This is a genomic window from Altererythrobacter sp. CAU 1644, assembly GCF_029623755.1.
Lineage (GTDB): Bacteria > Pseudomonadota > Alphaproteobacteria > Sphingomonadales > Sphingomonadaceae > Erythrobacter > Erythrobacter arenosus.
In genome coordinates, this window is record NZ_CP121106.1 from 1,001,799 (window position 1) to 1,023,035 (window position 21,237).

General features: G+C 65.7%; 15 protein-coding genes. 9 read left to right on the forward strand and 6 right to left on the reverse strand.

What is annotated here, in order from left to right; translation table 11 throughout:
* Window positions 1–43 precede the first annotated feature (43 nt).
* The 3 genes from P7228_RS04985 to P7228_RS04995 are packed head-to-tail and all read right to left on the reverse strand — an operon-like array spanning window position 44 to window position 3,229.
* The gene (locus P7228_RS04985; protein WP_278017113.1) at window positions 44–451 is read right to left on the reverse strand and encodes a DUF4345 domain-containing protein; all 408 of its coding nucleotides are present in this window, start codon (window positions 449–451) and stop codon (window positions 44–46) included.
* Window positions 452–455: 4 nt separating this feature from the next.
* Window positions 456–2,063 carry a carboxyl transferase domain-containing protein gene (locus P7228_RS04990; RefSeq protein ID WP_278017114.1) on the reverse strand — a complete coding sequence of 536 codons (1,608 nt, stop codon included), beginning with the start codon at window positions 2,061–2,063 and terminating at the stop codon, window positions 456–458.
* Entirely contained in the window at window positions 2,060–3,229 is a 1,170-nt protein-coding gene (locus P7228_RS04995) for an isovaleryl-CoA dehydrogenase (protein ID WP_278017115.1), read from the reverse strand. The genes P7228_RS04990 and P7228_RS04995 overlap by 4 nt, the downstream gene beginning before the upstream one ends.
* A 222-nt stretch (window positions 3,230–3,451) precedes the next feature.
* Here P7228_RS04995 and P7228_RS05000 point away from each other — a divergent pair, with 222 nt between their 5' ends.
* The 4 genes from P7228_RS05000 to P7228_RS05015 all read left to right on the forward strand — a co-directional run bounded on the left by P7228_RS05000 (window position 3,452) and on the right by P7228_RS05015 (window position 7,717).
* A complete protein-coding gene (locus P7228_RS05000; RefSeq protein ID WP_278017116.1) occupies window positions 3,452–4,888 on the forward strand; it encodes a sensor histidine kinase in 1,437 nt (478 codons plus the stop codon).
* Between the two features lie 48 nt (window positions 4,889–4,936).
* Window positions 4,937–5,404 (forward strand): hypothetical protein, encoded by a 468-nt coding sequence (locus P7228_RS05005; RefSeq protein ID WP_278017117.1) that lies wholly within the window; start codon window positions 4,937–4,939, stop codon window positions 5,402–5,404.
* Window positions 5,405–5,477: 73 nt separating this feature from the next.
* Window positions 5,478–6,185, forward strand: a complete 708-nt coding sequence (locus P7228_RS05010; RefSeq protein ID WP_278017118.1) for an ATP-binding cassette domain-containing protein — start codon at window positions 5,478–5,480, stop codon at window positions 6,183–6,185.
* Window positions 6,182–7,717 (forward strand): ABC transporter permease/substrate-binding protein, encoded by a 1,536-nt coding sequence (locus P7228_RS05015; RefSeq protein WP_278017119.1) that lies wholly within the window; start codon window positions 6,182–6,184, stop codon window positions 7,715–7,717. The genes P7228_RS05010 and P7228_RS05015 overlap by 4 nt, the downstream gene beginning before the upstream one ends.
* On the opposite strand, the gene P7228_RS16080 is transcribed toward P7228_RS05015, so the two are convergent.
* Both P7228_RS16080 and lgt read right to left on the reverse strand, forming a co-directional pair.
* The gene (locus P7228_RS16080) at window positions 7,718–9,610 is read right to left on the reverse strand and encodes a class I SAM-dependent methyltransferase (protein WP_347402857.1); all 1,893 of its coding nucleotides are present in this window, start codon (window positions 9,608–9,610) and stop codon (window positions 7,718–7,720) included. It lies immediately after the preceding gene.
* On the reverse strand, window positions 9,508–10,413 hold the full coding sequence (lgt, locus tag P7228_RS05025; protein WP_278017120.1) for a prolipoprotein diacylglyceryl transferase: 906 nt from the start codon (window positions 10,411–10,413) through the stop codon (window positions 9,508–9,510). Before lgt ends, P7228_RS16080 begins: the two co-directional genes overlap by 103 nt.
* Window positions 10,414–10,579: 166 nt before the next feature.
* On the opposite strand from lgt, the gene P7228_RS05030 reads away from it, so the two are divergent.
* The 3 genes from P7228_RS05030 (at window position 10,580) to P7228_RS05040 (ending at window position 17,527) form a co-directional block, all read left to right on the forward strand.
* The gene (locus P7228_RS05030) at window positions 10,580–12,277 is read left to right on the forward strand and encodes a class I adenylate-forming enzyme family protein (protein ID WP_278017121.1); all 1,698 of its coding nucleotides are present in this window, start codon (window positions 10,580–10,582) and stop codon (window positions 12,275–12,277) included.
* A 25-nt stretch (window positions 12,278–12,302) separates the two neighbouring features.
* Window positions 12,303–15,068 (forward strand): [protein-PII] uridylyltransferase, encoded by a 2,766-nt coding sequence (locus P7228_RS05035; protein WP_278017122.1) that lies wholly within the window; start codon window positions 12,303–12,305, stop codon window positions 15,066–15,068.
* A gap of 113 nt (window positions 15,069–15,181) precedes the next feature.
* Window positions 15,182–17,527, forward strand: a complete 2,346-nt coding sequence (locus P7228_RS05040; protein WP_278017123.1) for a TonB-dependent receptor — start codon at window positions 15,182–15,184, stop codon at window positions 17,525–17,527.
* 40 nt (window positions 17,528–17,567) lie between these two features.
* Here P7228_RS05040 and P7228_RS05045 read toward each other — a convergent pair whose 3' ends face one another.
* A complete protein-coding gene (locus P7228_RS05045; RefSeq protein ID WP_278017124.1) occupies window positions 17,568–18,230 on the reverse strand; it encodes a YggS family pyridoxal phosphate-dependent enzyme in 663 nt (220 codons plus the stop codon).
* On the opposite strand from P7228_RS05045, the gene P7228_RS05050 reads away from it, so the two are divergent.
* Together P7228_RS05050 and P7228_RS05055 are read left to right on the forward strand one after the other, a co-directional pair.
* On the forward strand, window positions 18,223–18,789 hold the full coding sequence (locus P7228_RS05050) for a thiamine phosphate synthase (protein WP_347402858.1): 567 nt from the start codon (window positions 18,223–18,225) through the stop codon (window positions 18,787–18,789). The two genes, P7228_RS05045 and P7228_RS05050, sit on opposite strands and share 8 nt — an antisense overlap.
* 74 nt (window positions 18,790–18,863) lie before the next feature.
* On the forward strand, window positions 18,864–21,203 hold the full coding sequence (locus P7228_RS05055) for a DNA translocase FtsK (protein ID WP_278017125.1): 2,340 nt from the start codon (window positions 18,864–18,866) through the stop codon (window positions 21,201–21,203).
* The last annotated feature ends 34 nt before the right edge of the window (window positions 21,204–21,237 follow it).

Here is a 21,237-nt window from a genome sequence, read left to right on the forward strand (position 1 = left end):
ACTGCCTAGCAGCTACGGAGAGGAATGCGAGAGAGTTTGAAGGTCAGCTGCGTGACGCTGGCCCGCGCGCCCGGGTTAGTCTTGCATGCCACAGCAAGAGCAGGGGTGGAATGACAAGCTCGCTCGCCGCAAGCAGCTGGACCATTGGCGCAGGCCACCCAAGCAACAGGAGCGAGACCAGCCGTGCCAGGCCACCGAGGAAGAAGACCGCCATCAACACCCGGAAAAGCGTTGCATGGCGCTCAAGATCGCCACCGCACATCCACGCGACCGCACCCACCAGCATGAACTGCGCACCATAGAATCGGTTCTGACTGTCGAGCGAGGCATTGGTGAGCGTCTCTTCCGAGATTCCCGCTCCGAGCATTTGGTCCGCCTGCAGGCCCAGTGCAATGTGCAACGCTCCCACCGCGATGCAGACAACTCCGAACACGCGCAGGAGCACACCCATCACATCACATCCGGAACACGCCGAAGGCGGGCCGGTCGGCAATCGGCGCTTCGAGCGTGGCGGCGAAGGCAAGCCCCAGCACGTCACGCGTCTGCACCGGGTCGATCACGCCGTCATCCCACAGGCGGGCGGTCGCGTAATAGGGGTTGCCTTCGTCCTCGTATTTCTGGCGGATCGGGGCCTTGAACTCCTCGGCCTGTTCGGGTGTCCAGCTGTCGGCGTCGCGGTGGACGGTGGCGAGCACCGCGGCGGCCTGCTCTCCCCCCATCACCGAAATGCGCGCATTGGGCCAGGTGAACAGGAAGCGCGGGGAATAGGCGCGGCCGCACATGCCGTAATTGCCTGCACCGAAGCTGCCGCCGATCACTACGGTAACCTTGGGCACGGTCGCGGTGGCGACCGCAGTGACGAGCTTCGCGCCGTGCTTGGCGATGCCTTCCGCCTCGTATTTCCCGCCGACCATGAAGCCCGAGATGTTCTGCAGGAACAGCAGCGGGATGCGGCGCTGGCAGGCGAGCTCGATGAAATGCGCGCCCTTTTGCGCGCTCTCTGAAAACAGCACGCCATTGTTGGCGAGGATCGCGACCGGCATGCCCCAGATATGCGCGAAGCCGCACACCAGCGTCGAGCCGAAGAGCTGCTTGAACTCGTGGAACTCGCTCCCATCGACGATGCGCGCGATCACCTCATGCACGTCATAGGGCGCGCGGACATCTTCAGGGATCAGCGCGTAGAGATCCTCTGCGTCGAACTTGGGCGCGCGCGGATCGCGCAGTCCGATATCTTTCGCCGCCGCGTGGTTCTCGCCGAGGTGGCTGACGATATCGCGCACGATGGTGAGCGCGTGCTCGTCATTCTCGGCGAGGTGATCGACCACGCCCGATTTCTTGGCGTGCAGGTCGCCGCCGCCAAGGTCCTCGGCGCTGATCTCTTCTCCCGTGGCGGCCTTCACCAGCGGCGGACCGGCGAGGAAGATTGTGCCCTGCTCGCGCACGATCACGGTCTCGTCGGACATGGCGGGGACGTAGGCGCCGCCCGCGGTGCAGCTGCCCATCACGCAGGCGATCTGCGGGATGCCGAGCGCGCTCATGTTGGCCTGGTTGAAGAAGATGCGCCCAAAATGCTCGCGGTCGGGGAAGACTTCGGCCTGATAGGGCAGGTTCGCCCCGCCGCTGTCGACGAGGTAGATGCACGGCAGGCGGTTCTCCTGCGCGATTTCCTGTGCGCGGAGGTGCTTCTTGACCGTCATCGGGTAGTAGGAGCCACCCTTCACGGTCGGATCGTTGCAAACGATCATCACCTGGCGGCCCGAGACGCGCCCGATCCCGCAGATCATCGATGCTCCCGAGACGTCGCCTTCATACATGCCGTTCGCCGCGAGCTGGCCGACCTCGAGGAAAGGCGAGCCCGGATCGAGCAAGCGCTCGACGCGGTCGCGGGGGAGGAGCTTGCCGCGCGACACATGCCGCTCGCGGTGCTTTTCCGGCCCGCCGAGTGCAGCCGCGGCCACATGCGCGCGCAGTTCGTCGGCCAGGGCCTTGTTGTGATCAAACCGCGCCTTGGCGTCGGGCGCCTCGCGGTCAAGCTTCGAGACGAGAACAGGTGCGCTCATCCCGCCGCCCCGATCAGTTCGCGCCCGATTAGCATCCGCCTGATCTCGTTCGTGCCCGCGCCGATATCGAGCAGCTTCGCATCGCGCATATAGCGTTCCACCGGCCAGTCGAGCGTGTAGCCTGCGCCGCCCAGCGCCTGCACGCTTTCGGCCGCCACGCGAAAGGCATTCTCGCTCGCCAGCAGGATCGCGCCCGCCGCATCGAAGCGGGTGGTGTGGCCCGCATCGCAGCTCTTCGCCACCGCATAGGTGTAAGCGCGCGCCGATTGCAGCGCGACATACATGTCGGCGACCTTGGCCTGCATCAGTTGGAAGCTGCCGATCGGCTTTCCGAACTGCTTGCGCTCGCGCAGGTAGGGGATGACCGTGTCGAGGCAGGCCTGCATGATGCCGAGCTGCAGCCCCGCGAGCACGACGCGCTCGTAGTCGAGCCCGCTCATCAGCACGCCGACCCCGCCATTGACCGGGCCCATCACGCGGTCCTCAGGGATATGGCAGTCGTCGAACACCAGCTCTGCCGTGGGCGAGCCGCGCATGCCGACTTTCTCGATCTTCTGGCCGATCGCAAACCCCTCGTCGCCCTTCTCGATCAGGAAGGCGGTGATGCCGCGACTCGATGCTTCGGGCGAGGTCTTGGCATAGACCACCAGCGTATCGGCATAGGTCGCATTGGTGATCCAGAACTTGGTGCCGTTGAGGACGTAACCGCCCTGCACTTCCTCGGCCTTGAGCTTCATCGAGACGACGTCCGAGCCCGCGCCGGCTTCGGACATGGCGAGCGAACCAACATGCTCACCCGAAATCAGCCCAGGGAGGTATTTCGCCTTCTGCTCGTCATTGCCCCAGCGGCGGATCTGGTTGACGCAGAGGTTCGAATGCGCGCCGTAGCTGAGGCCGAGCGAGGCGCTGGCGCGGCTGACTTCCTCGACCGCGATGACATGTTCGAGATAGCCGAGGCCCAGCCCGCCGTCTTCTTCCGCCACCGTGATGCCGTGCAGGCCCAGCTCGCCCATCTGGCGCCAAAGCTCGTCGCGCGGGAAGTAATCCTCGCGGTCGATCCTGTTCGCCAGCGGCGCGATCTGCTCGTCGGCGAAGCGGCCCACGCTTTCGCGGATCATCTCCGCGCTTTCGCCAAGCTGGAAATCGAAATCGGGGGTGGCGCGCATGATATCTCCTTGATCTGACGAGGCGCATAGCAACACCTTTTCGCCGCGCAAACCGGTTGCAGGTGAAATCGACCCCCGCGGGACGCCGATTGTGCTAAGCAGAAGATTATGCAAGGGCTGGACCGGATGCTTAACCGTTCGAAAATCAGCGACTTAATACCTTGGCCGCGGAGGACTCCGCCCGCTGCGGAATTCTGCGGAGAGGGCGAACGGCTGAGGGTGATGGCCAGCTACGGCTTCGACGAGCTCGAGGCCGACCCGGAACTTGCGCGCCTCGTGCAGTTCGCCGCCACCTTGTGCGACGCGCCATCGGCGATGATCAGCCTGGTCGAGTCCGAGCGGCAGAGGTTCCTCGTCCGCGAAGGAACCGAGACCACCGAGACGCCGCGCGCCACGAGCTTCTGCGCGCATGCCATGCTCGGCACCGAACCGCTGATCGTGCCCGACGCGACGCAGGACCCGCGCTTCCGCGAGTTTGCGCTGGTCACCGGTGCGGCGCATGTGCGCTTCTATGCCGGCGCGCCGCTGGTTTCGGCCGAGGGGGCGCCGCTCGGGGCACTGTGCGTCACCGATACCACGCCGCGTCCGGACGGGCTGACGCCCTTGCAGCTCGAAGGCCTCGAAGTCCTCGCCGAAGCAGTCATCCGCCGCCTGTTCGGGCATCGCCGCATGCGCATCGCGGATGCCGAGCTCGAGCGGAGCGAGGCCAAGTTCCGGATGCTGGCCGACAGCATTCCCGATATCGCCTGGTCGTCGGACGCCGAGGGCAATTTCGATTACTTCAACCGGCGGTGGTATGAATTCGTCGGCTCTGAGGAGCGGCCCGAAGGCGGCTGGGACGATTGGTTCCACCCGGAAGACCGGGCAAGCTGGTTCGATGCGTGGGAACAGGCGCGGGCGCGGGGCGAGCCCTATGAAACCGAATACCGGTTGAAGCGCAGCGATGGCAGCTATCGCTGGGTCATCGCGCGGGGCCTGCCGTTCAAGACTGCCGACGGTATCGTCGAACGGTGGTTCGGCACCATCACCGATATCGATGACGGCCATCGCCTATCCGACACGCGCGAGCTCGTCGCCAAGGAACTGGCGCATCGGATCAAGAACATCTTCGCAGTGATCTCCGGCCTGATCACCCTCAGAACCCGCGGACATGCCGAGCTCGAGGCTTTCGGACAGGAAATCAACGCGACGATCCGCACGCTCGGCCGCGCGCAGGAATTCGTCCGACCGCTCGATAAGGATGGCAGCGAGGAGCTGAGCGAACTGCTGGAGCTGCTGATGTCGCCTTATCAGGATGGTGCAGGCGGACGGGTGACTATCATCGGCGATGCAGTGCCGATCTGCCAGAAGGTCGCCACGCCGATTGCACTGGTCTTCCACGAGTTCGCCACCAATGCGACCAAATATGGCGCACTCTCGACCGACAAGGGTTCGGTCAGTATCGAGATCGAGCAGGACGGTGAGGAGGTTGCGATCCGCTGGCACGAGCGCGGTGGCCCGCGCGTTTCCAGCCCCGAGCAATTCGGCTTCGGGACGAGGCTCGCTGACACGGCGATCCGCAACCAGCTCGGCGGAAAGATCGAGCGCGACTGGCAGGCTGACGGGTTGATCGTCGAGATCACCGTGCCGCTCGCACGGCTGTGCGGGGCCGGAAAATAGCGGCCATGCCGCTTGGCCTTTGCCTCCATGCGCTTTAGGCTGGCCCGGATGAGAATGCCCGCCCGTTGCCTGCCCCCCATTGCCGCCCTCGCGATCTGCGCCGCCTGCACCCCGCCTGCCGAGGAAGAGGCCGCCGCCCCCGTCGGCGAGCCGACCACTGCAACCGGGGAAGAAAGCTCCGCCGAGCCGAGCCCCGAGCCGAGCGGAGACCAGCTGGCATTGGCCGGAACCGCGTGGCGCGTGGATGGCGAAGACGGCGGCGTCTACACCACCTATCTCGACCCGGACGGGACCTATCGCGACTTCAGGAACGGCGATCCCCTGCAGGAAGGAACTTGGGAAGAAGTGTCGGAGGGGCGGCTGTGCTTCACCCCGTCCGAGGAAGGACGCAGCGGCGAATGCTGGGCCAACGAACGGCAGGAGAAGGACGGCACCATGCGCACCACCAGCGACAGCGGGCTGACCGTCGAATTGCGGCAGGTGACCTACGTCGCCCCGAGCCAGGACGACGAGTAGGCCCATCGCAGAGGCGGGCAGACAAGCAGCTACGCTGATCGCGTTCGAGGCGGTCGACAAGCACTATGGCGAGGTGTTTGCGGTCGAGGGCGTCGATCTCGACATTGCCGCAGGATCCTTCGTCGCGCTGGTTGGCGCTTCCGGTGCAGGCAAGTCGACATTGCTGAAGATGGTCAATGCACTGGCGGTACCGAGTGCGGGCCGCGTGACCTTTGCCGGCGAGGATGTGACGGCGCATGACCCGCCCACGCTTCGCCGCCGGATCGGCTACGTCTTCCAGGGCATCGGCCTGTTCCCGCATATGACGGTGGGTGAGAACATCGGCATTGGGCCACGGCTGGCGGGCCCACGGCTTGCTCGCGAACGCATCGGCGAATTGCTCGAACTGGTCGAACTCGAGCCCGGGATGGCCGACCGCCAGCCCGATGAGCTGTCGGGCGGGCAGCGCCAGCGGGTCGGCGTGGCGCGCGCGCTGGCAAACGATCCGCAATTGCTGCTGATGGACGAGCCCTTCGGCGCGCTCGATCCGATCACCCGCGATGCCCTCGGCCGCCGGGTGCGCAAGCTGCATGACGAACTCGGCCTGACCTCGGTGCTGGTGACGCATGACATGGCCGAAGCCTTGCTGCTCGCCGACCGCGTGGTGGTGATGGATGCGGGCCGGGTCGTTGCCGACGAGACCCCCGAGGCGCTGCTCAAGGGCGCAGGCGGGGACATCGCGCAGGGCCTTGTCGCCGTGCCGCGCGAACAGGCCGAACGGCTCGCGGAGATGGAGCGGTGAACGGCTTTTTCGCCATTCTCGCCAATCTCGGCGACGAGCTGACCGCGCATGTCCTGCTGTCGGCTGCGGCGATTGCGCTGGGCATTCTCGTAGCGTTGCCGATGGCGATCTGGGCCAGCCGCTCGCCGCCGGTGGCACGGGTCGCGCTCGGCTTCGCCAGCCTCGTCCAGACCATCCCGGCGCTGGCACTGCTGGCGCTGTTCTTCCCGATCCTGCTCAGCCTGAGGGCAGTGTTCGGCGAAGGGTTGCCGACGCTCGGTTTCCTACCGGCGCTGCTCGCCTTGGCGCTCTATGCCCTGTTGCCGATCCTGCGCAACGCAGTGACCGCGCAGGCCAATCTCGACCCGGGCGTGCTCGAGGCGGCCGATGGTGTCGGCATGACCGCGTGGCAGAAACTGGCGCTGGTCGAGGCGCCGCTCTCGGCGCCCTACATTATGGCGGGGATCCGCACGGCTGCGGTGTGGACCATCGGCGCGGCGACCCTCGCCACCACCATCGGCCAGAAGAGCCTGGGCGATCCGATCTTCGCGGGCCTCCAGACCCAGAACTGGGCGCTGGTGCTTGCGGGTTGTCTCGCCTCGGCCGGTCTCGCACTGATCGCCGACGGCCTGCTGGGGCTGATCGAGCGCGGCCTGCGCGAAAGGAAGCGCGGGCTGTGGCTCGCGGGGCTGTTGGCGGTCGCGCTCGGGATCGGTGCTGCGCTCGCGCCGCAGGTGCTGGCTCGCGGTGAAGCTCGCGTCGTCATCGGCGCCAAGGGCTTTTCCGAGCAATATATTCTCGCCCGGCTGATCGGCCAGCAGCTTGAGCGCGCGGGCTATGCGATCGAATATCGCGACGGGCTCGGTTCGGCGGTGGCGCACAGCGCGGTGACAACCGGGGAAATCGACATCCTCGTCGACTACACCGGCACGATCTGGACCAACCAGATGAAGCGGCAGGACAATCCCGAACGCGATGCGATGATCGCCGCGATCACCGAATGGGAGGAGGAGACCACCGACACGCTGGTCCTCGGCCGGATGGGATTCGAAAATGCCTATGGCCTCGCGGTGACGCAGGAAGCCGCGCAGATGAGCGGGCTGAATTCGATCGAGGACCTGGCGCGGGTCGCGCCGCAAATGACCATCGGCGGCGATCCCGAATTCTTTGAGCGACCCGAGTGGATCGCGGTGCGCGACGCCTATGGGCTGCGGTTCGCCCGCCAGCGGACCTTCGCCCCGACCTTCATGTACAATGCGGTGTTGTCGGGCGAAGCACAGGTGATCAGCGCCTATACTTCCGACGGGCGGATCGCGGCGAACAATCTGGCGGTCCTCGCCGACCCGCGGCGCGCCTTCCCCAATTACGACGCGATCGTGCTGCTCAGCCCGGCGGCGCGCCAAGACGCGGAGCTCGTCGCCACGCTCGATCCGCTGATCGGCAGGATCGATGTGGACCTGATGCGGCAGGCGAACCTGATGGTCGATCGCGACGAGGACAAGCGCCGTCCGGCGCAGGCGGCGCGCTGGCTCGCCGAACAGATCGGGCTCTAGCTAGAAGCCGACCCCGTCAGGCCATGCGGGCGACCTCAGCCCCATCACCTTGAACAAGAGGCCCATCTCGCTCTCGGAGATCAGGCGTTCGCGCTGGCGGGCGATCTTGGCGGCATCGGCCGGCGATTTGCGCTGCAGCGCTTCGGTGCGGGTCTCGATCCCGAGCTCGCGCAACCAATCGCCCTGCATGACCGTGCCCATGTGCCGGGCGCCCTGGCGCTGCGCCACATGGCCGAGCGTCTCGAAATCGACATGGGCGGTGATATCCGCCTGCCCAGGATGACTGAGCGGATCGACTTTCTTGTGGGCCTTCAATGCCTGCAGGCTCGAACCCGCGCGATGCTCCAGCCCACCATAGTCGATAACCAGTGCCGCACCGCCTTGCGCCACCAGCCGGTCGGCAAGTTCGGACATGATCGCGGCCGCCGCCGGGCTGGTCTCGATCAGCGTGCCCTGCGGCGCGCTCCTCCAGCTGGTCGGGACGATCGAATCCATCGGCTTGTCGCCGCCGACAAAGACCAGTTTCTCGCCTTCCAACCCGACCATCCGCTCGGTCCAGCCCTGCGCTGCACGCAGTAGCTGGTGAACCGGCAGCGCGTCGAAGAACTCGTTCGCGACCACCAGGATCGGCGCGTCGGTCGGCACGGTCGACAGGTCATGATGATGCTCGACATCGGGAATCGTTTCGGCCTGCAGTTCGCGCAGCGTCTCAGACCCTTCGACGAAATGGACCGTCGGATTGAGATCGTAGCGTGCCGCGGTGCGCAGCGCATCGAGCGCCAGCGTCCCTCGCCCGGGGCCGAGCTCGACATAATGCACTTTCTCCGGCGCACCGGCGCGGACCCAGACGTCGGCCAGCCACAAGCCGATCAACTCGCCGAACATCTGGCTCACTTCGGGGGCGGTGATGAAATCGCCCTCGTCGCCGAAGGGATCGCGGCTCGAATAATAGAGCGCGTTCGATTCGCCCATGTACTGCGCCAGGCTGATCGGCCCGCTTTCCTTGATCAGCCGGCGGAACCGCTTGCCCGCATCGACCGGTGGCTTGGGCGGCTTGCGCTTGCGGGGCGCGGGTTTCTTCGGCTCGGGCTTGGGCGCATCCTCGGCCTTGGTCTTGACCGGGGCGACACTGGCCTGTTCGGCCTCGGTCTTGAGCTTCAGGGCATCGCGCTTGCGCGCGGCGGGCTTCTCCGGCTCCGCCGGTTTGGGTTGCTCAGCAGGCTTCTCGGCCTCGACCTGCTGGGGTGCCGCCTTTTCCGGTGCGACTGGCGCTTCGGCGACCTTTTCGGACGCAGCCTTGTCCGCTTGCGGCTTCTCCGGCTTTGGCTCCGGCTCCTCCGGCTTTGGCTCGGGTTTTTTCTCGACCGCCCTCTTTTCCGCCGGTTTCGGCGCGGCTTTCTTCGGTTCCGGTTGGGCGGGAGCCACTGCCTTGGCTTCGGGCTGCTCGGGCTCGGCAGGCTTCGGCTGCGATTTCTTCGGCTCTGGCGGTTTTTCCTCGGCCTCCTTGGCCACCTCCGGGTCGGGCGCCGGCTTGGGCGCCGGTTTGGGGGCAGGTTTGGGCGCCTCGGCCTTGGCCGCAGCTGCTGTCTCGTCCTTGGGCTTGTCCGCCGCAGGCTGCTTGAACACCACCTTGACCGCGTCGGGTCTGGCCTCGCCGCGCGGATCGGCCTCGACCTTGATCGGGGCCGGTTTTGCGGGCTTTGCCGCCTTGACGTCAGCCTGGGGAGCCTCCGCCGTTTCGGGCTCGGGCTCGATGATCGTCAGCTTTGAGCGCGGGCGCTGGTTGTCGTTCAGCCCGCCGTCGCCCTTGCCCCGCCGCTCCCGAGCGGCGCGCGCATCACGGCGTAAAGCGTTACAATCAACCCAATCAGAATCAGCGGTATTGTGAGCCATTGCCCCATCGATAGTCCGGTTTCGGCGGCGAATTCCGCCAATTGTGCATCGGGTTCGCGGAAAAATTCGTTAACGAACCGCCCGATTCCCATGCCTATGGTGAAGATACCCACTAGCAGGCCGGGGCGAAAGCGGGCGCGGGTTTTCCAGAACAGGGCGAGCATGATCACCATCAGCAGCAGTCCCTCGATCCCGGCCTGGTAGAGCTGGCTGGGGTGACGGACGACATCGCCGCCGCCGGGAAAGATCATGCCCCAGGACACGTCGGTCTGCCGGCCCCACAGCTCGCCATTGACGAAATTCGCCAGGCGACCGAGCATGTAGCCGAACGGCACATTGACCGAAACGTAATCGCACACCCGCAAGAAACTGAGGTTGCCGCGCCATGCCACCCAGGCGATCGCCAGCAGCACGCCCAGCACCCCGCCATGGAAGCTCATGCCGCCGTCCCACAGGCGCAGGAGATCCCAGCTGACCGTTTCGGTCGGGGTGAAATTCGTGAACAGGCTCGGTTTGCCGGTGTCGCCGCCGGTATAGAAGGCCGCATAGCCCAGTCGCCCGCCCAGGATGACTCCCAGCGTGCAGTAGAAGAACAGGTCATCGGCATGGCGCTGCGCCATCGGCGCGCCGGGCGCCTTGATCATCTTCGAGAGGTGCCAATAGGCCCCGATGACACCCAGGAGGTAGGCCAGCGAGTAGTAACGCAGCTGGAAGCCCCCGAGGTCGAACAGGTAGGGGCGCAGGCCCAGATTCTCCCAATATATCGGCTCGATGGCACCCGATGCGGCGAGTAGTGACAGCACGAAGCGAACCCCCTAATGGTTATCGCGCGCCGCATCGGCACGCGTGTCGGGCGGCTTTAAGCACAGCAGGGGTTTTGGGGGAAGCCTGCGCATCTGGCGAGACGCGTCTTTCCGCGATGGTTAGGCGCGCGCTCGTGAGCGACAAAGGATGAGGAGAGGGCAATTCATGCCGACCGAGCTCGACAAGACTCTTGATGCCATCATGGACAAGCTGACCGCGCCGGGGGCGCCGGCGGAAACCGTTCCCGTCGATCGCGGCGGCACCGACATGCCCATGCTGAAGAATGCACCGCCCAGCCTGGTGCATTATTTCGCCCATTACTGCCACGAGCACGGCGCCGCCGACTTCATCGTCGATGGCGAGCTGCGCGTCACCTTTGCCGAAGCCTGGGACGCGGCGCGGCACGTCGCCGCCGGCCTCATCACCGAGCATGGCGTCGAGCGCGGCGACCGCGTCGGCATCGCGGCGCGCAATTCGGCCAACTGGATCATCGCCTATATGGGGATCCTGATCGCCGGGGGCTGCGCCACCCTGCTCAACGGCTTCTCGAGCGGCGAAGAACTGGCCGACCAGATCGAACTCGTCGGCTGCAAGCTGCTGCTCGCGGATGCGGGGCGCGCGCGGCGGCTCGAAGGGCAGAGTCATGGCGCGAAGATCGCGCTGTTCGAACATGACGTTGCGCCCGCTCAAGGGCTCGCCAATTTCTGGCGCAATCCGGAAGGGGTCGAATTCCCGGCTGTCGGACCCGATGATCTCGCCACCGTGCTCTACACTTCGGGTTCGACCGGCAAGTCGAAGGGCGCCTGGTCCGACCATCGCGGTGTCGTCCACGGCGCGCTCAGCTACGCCATGCAGACGCTGATGGCCTTCACCTATCTCGATGCGACCGGCGATGCGCCGACGACGCAGGCCTGCGCGCTGGTGGCGGTGCCGCTGTTCCACGTCACCGGCGAAGTGCCGGTGTTCCTCCAGAGCTTCGCGCTTGGCCGCAAGCTGGTGATGATGCCGAAGTGGGATGCAGGCGAAGCACTGCGGCTGATGGACAAGGAAAGGGTCAGCTATTTCGCCGGCGTTCCGCTGATGAGCTACGAGATCGCGACCCATCCCGACCGCGCGCAATACGACATCAGCTCGTGCACCGGCTTCGCCGCCGGCGGCGCCCCGCGCCCGGTCGATCACGTGACCAAGATCCGCGATGCCTTCCCCGACGGTTTCCCGCTGCTCGGCTATGGCCTCACCGAAACCAACGGCGTGGGCTGCGCCAATTTCAACGAGAACTATCTCGCTAAGCCGTCATCGACCGGCAAGGCAAGCCGCCCGCTGGTCGACCTTGCGATCCTCAACGATTGCGGCGATCCGGTCGCGCAGGGCAATGTCGGCGAGGTCTGCATCCGTTCGGTGTGCAATTTCAACGGCTATTGGGACAATGACGAGGCGACCGCGGCGGCCTTCACCGACAACCGCTATTTCCGCACCGGCGACCTCGGCCGGCTCGACGAGGACGGCTATCTCTACATCGTCGACCGCAAGAAGGACATCATCATCCGCGGCGGTGAGAACATCACCTGCATCGAGGTGGAAGAGGCGATCTACGCCAATGACTGCATCGCCGAATGTTCGGTCTTCGGCATCCCCGACGATCGCTATGGCGAAGTCCCGGCGGCGGTCTATTACCTCAAGGACGGCAAGCAGATGACCGCGGCGGAGCTGCGCGAATTCCTGCTCAAGACCACCGCGAGCTTCAAGGTGCCGCTCGAGGAACATATCTGGCAGTCGGACAAGCACCTGCCCCGCCTCGGCACGCAGAAGATCGACAAGCGCACTGTCCGTTCGATGTTCGCCAGCGACTTCATGAACGCCTGAGGCGCGTTACCACAAGAGGACTGCCTTGATTTCGCTTACCATCCCCGACCAGCGCACGATCATCGACCGGCGCGCGCTGGCCGAGCGGATTGAGGCGCTCGCGGCGGACAAGGGTGCGCTCAAGGCGCGCCCCGAGATCGTCGCCATCCTCAAGCAGGCGCTCGAAGACGGGCGCGCCGAGATCGCGCGGCGGTTGGAGGAACATCCGGCGCAAGGGCACCAATGCGTCCACGGGCAAAGCTTCCTGATCGACCAGGTGATCCGCCTGATCCACGATCACGTGATCGCCCATGTCTATCCGGTCGCCAATCGCAGCGCGGCCGAGCGCCTGACCATCCTCGCGGTCGGCGGCTATGGTCGGGCAGAGATGGCGCCGCATTCGGACGTCGACATCGCCTTCATCACGCCGACCCGCCGTGCCCCGTGGTGCGAGCAGGTGATCGAGGCCATGCTCTATTTTCTGTGGGACCTCAGCCTCAAGGTGGGTCACTCGAGCCGGACGGTGGACGATACCTTGCGGATGGCGCGCGACGATCTGACCATCCGCACCGCGCTGCTCGAAAGCCGATTTATCTGGGGTGACCGCGCGCTCTACGAGGAATGCGGCGCGCGCTTCTGGAACGAGGTCGTCAAGGGCAGCGAGCGCCAGTTCCTCGCCGAGAAGCTCGAGGAGCGCAACGCCCGGCACAAGCGGATGGGCGACAGCCGCTATGTCGTCGAACCCAACATCAAGGACGGCAAGGGCGGCCTGCGCGATCTCCAGACACTCTACTGGATCGGCAAGTATATCCACCGCGTCTCGACCGCATCCGAGCTGGTCGACGTCGGCCTCCTGACCCGCAACGAATACCGCAGCTTCCGCCGCGCGGAAGGCTATCTGCTCGCGGTGCGCAGCCACATGCACATGATCACGGGCCGCGCGGAAGACCGGCTGACCTTCGACCTCCAGCGCCAGGTCGCCGAGCGGATGAACTTCAAGGACCGCCCGGGCAAGAGCGCGGTCGAGCGCTTCATGCAGTTCTATTTCCTCCAGGCGAAGCGCGTCGGCAGCCTGACCGGCGTGTTCCTCGCCCATATCGACGACGAGTTCGCGCACAAGCGCGCCAAGTCGGGCTTTTTCGCGGGCTGGAAACAGAAACCGCGCGTGCTCAAGGGCTACCGCGTGTTCGGTGGCCGGATCGCGGCGCCATCCGACGACTGGTTCAAGAAAGACCCGGTGCGGCTGATCGAGATCTTCCAGCTGGCCGAGGAACACAGCCTCGAAATCCACCCGGAAACCATGCGCCAGGCCAATCGCGACAGCGTGCTGATCAAGGACGAGGTGCGCGACGACCCGCGCGCTAATGCGCTTTTCGTCGAGCTGCTATCGGGCCGCAACGATCCCGAACTGGTGCTGCGCTGGATGAACGAGGCGGGCGTGTTCGGCCGCTTCGTCCCCGACTTCGGCCGCGTGAACGCGCAGATGCAGTTCGACATGTACCATCACTACACGGTCGACGAGCACACCATTCGCGCGATCGGCCTGCTGTCGCAGATCGAGAAGGGCCAGCTCAAGGCCGACCATCCGCGCTCAACTCGGCTGATCCACAAGATCGCCTCGCGCCGCGCGCTCTATGTCGCGGTCCTCCTGCATGACATTGCCAAGGGGCGCGGCGGCGACCACTCGGTGCTCGGTGCCGAGGTAGCGCATGAATTGTGTCCCCGTTTCGGGCTCAGCGAGGTGGAGACCGATCTCGTGGCCTGGCTGGTGCTGCAGCACTTGCTGATGAGCGCGACAGCGCAGAAGCGCGACCTGACCGATCCCAAGACGATCGAGGATTTCGTCACCGAGGTGCAAAGCCTCGAGCGGCTGCGCAACCTGATGCTGCTGACCGTGGTCGATATCCGCGCGGTCGGGCCGGGGACCTGGAACAGCTGGAAACGCCAGCTGATCGGCGAGCTTTACGATTCCGCGCAGGAACGCCTGCGGCTCGGGCACGTACGGCACGGGCGCAAGGAACGCGTGTCGGCCAAGAAGCGGATCGTGGCGGAGAACCTCGGCCAGCAGTCGGATGTGGTCGAGCGTGTCGGCGAGCAGTTCGGCGATGCCTACTGGATCGCCGAGGCGGAAGACGTCATCGCGCAGAACCTCGTCCAATACGACGCCGCCCGATCGCGCGGCGACCAGCTGTCGATCGCCTGCGAATATTACGAAGCGCGCGGGGCGACGCTGGTGAGCGTGATCGCGGCCGACCATCCCGGCCTGTTCTACCGAATTGCTGGCGGCATCCACCTCGCCGGTGCCAACATCATCGACGCGCGCATCCACACCTCGCGCAGCGGCTGGGCGCTCGACAATTTCCTCGTGCAGGATCCGCTCGGCAATCCCTTCCGCGAGGAGGGGCAGATCGCACGCCTCGAAAAATCGATCGCCGACGCGCTCGGCAACCGGATCGAGCTCGTCCCCAAGCTCGCCCAGCGCCCGCTGCCGCGCAGCCGCGCCGGCGCTTTCGAAGTCGCGCCGCGGGTCACCTTCGACAACAAGGCGTCCAACCGCTTCACCGTGGTCGAGGTCAATGCGCGCGATCGCTCTGCCCTGCTCAACCGGCTCGCCCGTGCGTTGTTCGAAAGCAACTTGATGGTCAATTCGGCGCATATCACCAATTATGGCGAGCGCGCCGCGGATACCTTCTATGTCACCGATCTGACAGGGGAAAAAGTTACGGCCCGGGCCCGCCTCGAAGAAATCGAGCGGCGCCTGCTCGAGGCCGCCAGCGACCAGCGACAGGCGGAACTCGAACCCGCGCAATAGCGGATGTCAACCTCGTTCTATTACTGAGGGGAACGTAAATTCGTCGGGTTGCAATCTGATTCCCGAAGGCTATTGGCGTGGTCCCCCCAATCCCTTCAGGGAGAAAATCCAAGATGAATTTCCGGAACGCCGCGCGGCGCTCTGCGGCGCTGCTGCTGGCCAGCTGCGCGCTTGCCCCCATGACTGCACATGCCCAGGACGAGGCCGAAGAGGCCCTGGCTGGCGGCGAGGACGACAGCGCGATCGGCGCGCTCAACACCATCGTCGTCACCGGCACCAAGACCCAGAATGCCGAGAATGTGCAGGACGTTCCGGTCGCCGTGACCGCGTTCAACGCCAAGAGCCTCGAGGCGCTCAAGGTGCGCGACATCCAGTCGCTCAGCTATTCCGCGCCCAACGTCAGCCTCGACCAGATCGGCACCAGCCGCGGCCAGGCCAACTTCTCGATCCGCGGGCTCGGCATCAACAGCTCGATCCCCTCGATCGACCCGACCGTCGGCGTGTTCGTCGACGGCGTCTACCTCGGCCTTAATGCGGGCGTGGTGTTCGACCTGTTCGACCTCGACAGCGTCGAAATCCTGCGCGGCCCGCAGGGCGTGCTGTTCGGTCGCAACGTCACCGGCGGCGCGGTGTTGATCAACACCGGCAACCCCACCGACTACCTCACCGGCAAGCTGCGCGCCTCGGTCGACGGTCCGTTTCTCGACGGCGGGCGCGGCGGCGCCAATTACACCGTCTCGGGCGTGGTGTCCGGCCCGCTGGTCGAAGACACGCTGCTGTTCAAGCTGGGCGGTTATTACAACAAGGACGAAGGCTACTTCACCAACCTGTTCGACGGCTCGAACCACGGCGAAGCAGAGACCAAGATCCTGCGCGGTGCGCTCGAAGGCCGGTTCGGCGACCTCACGCTGACCGGCAAGCTCGACTATTTCGACAGCGAGGGCGACGGCCCGGCGGGCCAGAACCGCGGCCAGTTCGACCGCGAGAGCTTCGACTTGGCGATCGACAATCCCGGCAACTACGACAACGAGATCTGGACCGCCTCGCTGACCGCCGAGGCCGACATCGGCCCCGGCACGCTGACCAATATCTTCGGCTGGCGCAAATATGACGCGACCACCGATGGCGACATCGACTCGCTGCCGGTCTTCATCTTCCACTCGCCGACCGACACCGCGCAGGAGCAGTTCTCGAACGAGCTGCGCTATGCCGTCTCGACCGATGCCTTCGACCTCACCGTGGGCGGGTTCTGGTTCGACCAGTCGATCGCCTACACTGAACAGCGCAACATCGTCAGCGTCGCCCCGCTCGCCTTCTACGGCGGCGGCGAGCAGGACCACGAAGTGCTAGGGCTGTTTGCCGCGGGCGAATGGCACCTTACCGATGCGCTCTCGCTGATCGTCGGGATCCGCTGGAGCCGCGAAGAGAAGGACGCGGCGGTCACCTATGTCCGCCCGCGCCCCGAATGCTCGGTCATCGACGGGACCTGCCCGGTCACCGGCACCAATCCGTTCAGCGCCAATCCGGCGCTAGCCGCGATTTTCCCGGGCGGCATCGAGAACAACGGGTTCAGCGACAAGAACGACTGGACCAACTGGTCGCCCAAGCTGGGCCTGCAGTACGAGTTCGGCCGCGGCCAGCTCTACACCCACTGGACCCGCGGCTATCGCAGCGGCGGCTACAATTTCCGCATCACCAGCCCCGCCGCGTTCGAAGCGATTGCAGCGGCCAACGGCGCCTTCTTCTTCGACGAGGAAAAGGTCGACAATTACGAGATCGGCGGCAAGTTCCAGACCGACAGCGGCGACTTCACGCTCAATGTCGCGGCCTATTACACCGACATCTCGAACATCCAGCGCGAGGTCAACCAGGCCTCGGCCAGCGCGGGCGTGGCGCAGTCGATCTTCAACACCGCCGACGCCTCGATCCTGGGGTTCGAGGCCGAAGCGCGCATGCGCGTGTCGCCCTCGCTGCTGTTCACCGCCAACCTCGGGGTGATGGACGACAAGTACGACGCGATCCTGTTCGACATTTCGGGCGACGGCGCGATCGACGACGCCGATCTTGCCCTGCGCCTGCCGCGCGTGCCCGAAGTGACCTGGGGCATGGGCGTGATCCATGAATGGGATCTTGGCGCGAGCGAAATCGTCAGCCGCGTGAACTTCCAGTACCGCGACGAGTTCGCCTACACCGACAACAACTTCGGCTACGTCCAGGACGCCTCGATGCTCGATGCGAACATCACCTGGAACACGCCGGTCGATGGGCTGAGCCTGTCGCTTTACGGCAAGAACCTGCTCGACCAGGTCCAGGCCGGCGGCGACACGCAACTGCCGTTCGGGGCGGGCGCCTTCTCGAACGGGGTCAACCGCCCGTTCGATCCGAACCCGGCAGTCGGCACCTTCTCGCCGCTGATGAAGGGGCGGCAGGTCGGGATCGAAGCCGCGTTCGAATTCTGATCATTGGTGCGGGGAGGGAGCGATCCCTCCCCGTTGCCAATCAAGAACGCGCGCCGAACAGCGCAGTGCCGACGCGTACATGCGTCGCGCCGAGCATGACCGCCGTCGGATAATCGCCGCTCATCCCCATGCTGAGCTGGTCGAGCCCATTCTCGGAAGCCAGCTTGGCCAGCAGCGCGAAGAAGGGTGCGGGTTCGATTTCGGCGGGCGGGATACACATCAGCCCGATCACCGGAATGCCTGCCGCGCGCGCCTGTTCGAGCAAGTCGGGCAGCGCATCGATAGCGCAGCCGCCCTTCTGCTCCTCGCTGCCGATATTGACCTGGATGAAACAGGACACGCGCCTGTCCGCCTTGTCCATTGCCTTCGCCAGCGCCTTGAGCAGGCTCGGCCGGTCGAGCGAATGGATGCAGTCGAACAGCGCCACCGCATCCTCCGCCTTGTTCGACTGCAGCTGGCCGATCAGGTGCAGTTCGACGTCGGGGAATTGCTCGCGCAGCTCGGGCCATTTCTCCTGCGCTTCCTGCACCCGGTTCTCGCCGAAGACGCGGTGACCCTCGCCAAGCAGCGGCGCAATCGCCTCGGCCGGATGCGTCTTGCTGACCGCGATCAGCGTCACGTCGCCGGGCTCGCGGCGCGAGGCCTTGCAGGCCTTGGCAATTTCGGTGTGCACTTGCTCGAGCGGGGATGCTGGATTGTCCATCGCGCGCCGCTATAGCGAAGCGATGCGCCGTTTCCAGTCCCTGCCGCAGCTCTGGCTGCTTTCCGACGAGCGCAACGATGCGGTGCTGGAGGAGGCGCTCCGCCGCCTGCCGCGCGGATCGGGCTTCGTTTATCGGCATTATCACCTGGGCGACCCGGAGCGGTGGGCACGGTTTCGGGCGCTGCGCCGGATCGCGCGCACGATGGACCACTGGATGCTCCTCGCCGACAGCGCGCTGACCGCGCGCGAATGGGGCGCCGACGGGATCTACGGTGCGCCGCGCAGCCTCTATCCGCGCCGCAGCGAGCTGGTCCAGATCGCCACCGCGCACGGCATGGACGAGATTGCGCAGGCCAATCGCCACGGCGCCGATGCGATCATGCTGTCGCCCGCCTTCGCGACGCGCTCGCACCCGGGATCGCCGAGCCTCGGCCCCGCGCGTTTTCGTATGCTGGCGCGCCATGCGCAAATGCCGGTGATCGCGCTCGGCGGCATGAACGATGCCACCGCCCAGCGCCTCGACTGGCCCCGCTGGGCCGCAATCGACGGATTGAGCTGAGACTCGCCTCGCCGCTGATCGCTTGACCCCGAGTCCGCGAAGATTCATGGTGTGTTCCGACAGGAGGCAGCCGGATGGCTACGAGGGCTATGACAACGGGAAAAACCCGCGGAAACACCGATTGGCGCGCGGCATTTCGCCGTTCGATGCGCCGCGCGGCGCAGATGACCGGCGCGGGCGTGCTGATGCTGGCGCTGGTCTTCCTGACGCTCTCGATCGCCAGCTACACCCAGACCGATCCAAGCGGCTCGACCGCCGCCTCGGGCGAGGACATCCGCAACTGGATGGGCGCGAGCGGTGCCTGGGTCGCGGACAAGGTGCTTGGCGCTTTCGGGCTCACCTCGGTCCTGCTGCTGCCGCTGATCTACATCGGCGCGCGCAAGTTATGGCGCGATGTCGAACACGAAGGCGAAGAGGATACGACCCGCTGGTGGCTGCCGCTCGGCATGCTGCTGCTGGCGATGACGCTGCTGTCGACCGTGCTGTCGCTTGCCTTCGAAGGGCCGCGCGGCACGCTTCCCGCGCAGATGGGCGGGATCTCGGGCCTGCTCGGCGCAGCAGCGATCGAAGCGGTCGCGGCCCGGTTCGGCGAAGGCTCGCAGGGCTGGATCATCCTCGGCGCGGCGCTTGCCAGCCTTGCCGGCGGGGTGGCGCTTCTCACCCGCATTTTCGCGATCGATTGGCGCAGCCTGCTCACGCTCCCCGAATTTCTCCAGCGCAGCCCGGCGCTGGCCGAAGACCGCGTCCCGCTGCCTGGTCGGGAGAAGCCCGCACGCAGGACCAAGCCGGAGGCCGAACCGCGGCCCGAACCGGTCCAGCGGCGCGCGCCCGAGATCAGCGACCCGTCCGCCCCGCCCAAGCCCGCGCAAATGCCCAAGGCCAAGCAGCGGGACATGTTTGCAAGCTACGACCTGCCTAGCCTCGAGCTGCTGGCCGATGCGCCCGCCAACAACGCACCCAAGCTCGACAAGCTGGCGCTCGAACGCAACGCCCGCCTGCTCGAAAACGTGCTCGACGATTTCAACGTCAAGGGCGAGATCACTGCGGTCCGCACCGGCCCGGTCGTCACCATGTACGAACTCGAGCCTGCCCCGGGGATCAAGGCCAGCCGCGTGATCGGCCTCGCCGAGGATATTGCCCGCAACATGAGCGCGATCAGCGCGCGCGTTTCGCCAATCCCGGGCCGCACGGTGATGGGGATCGAGCTGCCCAATGCCGACCGCGTGATGGTGAGCTTCAAGGAGCTGGCCGCCTGCGCCGCCTTCGCCGAGAACAAGGGCAACCTCCCGATCATCCTCGGCAAGGATATCGCGGGCGAGCCGATCGTCGCCGACCTCGCCGCCATGCCCCACCTGCTGGTCGCGGGCACCACCGGTTCGGGCAAATCGGTCGGGCTCAACGCGATCCTGCTGTCGCTGCTCTATCGCTTCACCCCGGCCGAGTGCCGCCTGATCCTGATCGATCCCAAGGTGCTCGAGCTCAAGACATATGACGATATCCCGCACCTCTTGAGCCCGGTGGTGACCGAGCCGCACAAGTCGGTCCGCGCGCTCAAATGGGCGGTCGAGGAGATGGAGCGGCGCTATCGCCAGATGTCCTCTGTCAATTCGCGCAACATCAACTCGTTCAACGAGAAGGTCACCGCCGCTGCTGCCAAGGGCAAGCCGCTGGGACGCCGCGTCCAGACCGGCTTCGACCCCGAGACGGGCGAGGAACTGTTCGAGGAAGAACAGCTCGATTACGAACCGCTGCCGCAGATCGTGCTGATCGTCGACGAGCTGGCCGACCTCATGGTCACCGTCGGCAAGGAGATCGAGGTGCTGATCCAGCGCCTGTCGCAGAAATCGCGCGCCGCGGGCATCCACCTGATCATGGCGACGCAGCGCCCCTCCGTCGACGTCATCACCGGCGTGATCAAGGCGAACCTGCCGACCCGCATCAGCTTCAAGGTGACCAGCCGCATCGACAGCCGCACGATCCTGGGCGAACAGGGCGCCGAGCAACTGCTGGGCAAGGGCGACATGCTCTACAAACCCAATACCGGTGCGATGGTGCGCGTCCACGGGCCCTTCGTCAGCGACGAGGAGGTCGAGGCAGTGGCCGATTTCTGGCGCGGCCAGGGCAAGCCCGACTATGTCGACGCGGTGACCGAGGAGCCCGAGGATGGCGGGCTGTCGTTCGAGGACGAATTCACCGCCAGCGACAATCCCGAGGAGCGCAAGTATCGCCAGGCTTGCCAGATCGTGATCGAGAACCAGAAGGCGAGCGGGTCATGGCTCCAGCGCCAGATGGGGGTCGGCTACAATACCGCCGCCAAGTGGATCGAGCGGATGGAGGGCGAAGGGCTGGTCGGCCCGGCCAACCATGTCGGGCGGCGCGAAATCTTCCGGGATCGCGACGGGAATCCGCTTTAGGCCAGCCCCAGCCCATTTCCCGTCGTGACCCGTA

Excerpts from the sequence above, each read along its gene's own strand:
- P7228_RS05000 (WP_278017116.1), top strand. The coding sequence starts at position 3,452 with ATGGCCAGCTACGGCTTCGACGAGCTCGAGGCCGACCCGGAACTTGCG.
- P7228_RS04990 (WP_278017114.1), bottom strand. The coding sequence starts at position 2,063 with ATGAGCGCACCTGTTCTCGTCTCGAAGCTTGACCGCGAGGCGCCCGAC.
- P7228_RS05040 (WP_278017123.1), top strand. The coding sequence starts at position 15,182 with ATGAATTTCCGGAACGCCGCGCGGCGCTCTGCGGCGCTGCTGCTGGCC.
- P7228_RS05030 (WP_278017121.1), top strand. The coding sequence starts at position 10,580 with ATGCCGACCGAGCTCGACAAGACTCTTGATGCCATCATGGACAAGCTG.
- P7228_RS04985 (WP_278017113.1), bottom strand. The coding sequence starts at position 451 with ATGGGTGTGCTCCTGCGCGTGTTCGGAGTTGTCTGCATCGCGGTGGGA.
- P7228_RS16080 (WP_347402857.1), bottom strand. The coding sequence starts at position 9,610 with ATGGCTCACAATACCGCTGATTCTGATTGGGTTGATTGTAACGCTTTA.
- P7228_RS05005 (WP_278017117.1), top strand. The coding sequence starts at position 4,937 with ATGAGAATGCCCGCCCGTTGCCTGCCCCCCATTGCCGCCCTCGCGATC.
- P7228_RS05055 (WP_278017125.1), top strand. The coding sequence starts at position 18,864 with ATGGCTACGAGGGCTATGACAACGGGAAAAACCCGCGGAAACACCGAT.
- P7228_RS04995 (WP_278017115.1), bottom strand. The coding sequence starts at position 3,229 with ATGCGCGCCACCCCCGATTTCGATTTCCAGCTTGGCGAAAGCGCGGAG.
- P7228_RS05045 (WP_278017124.1), bottom strand. The coding sequence starts at position 18,230 with ATGGACAATCCAGCATCCCCGCTCGAGCAAGTGCACACCGAAATTGCC.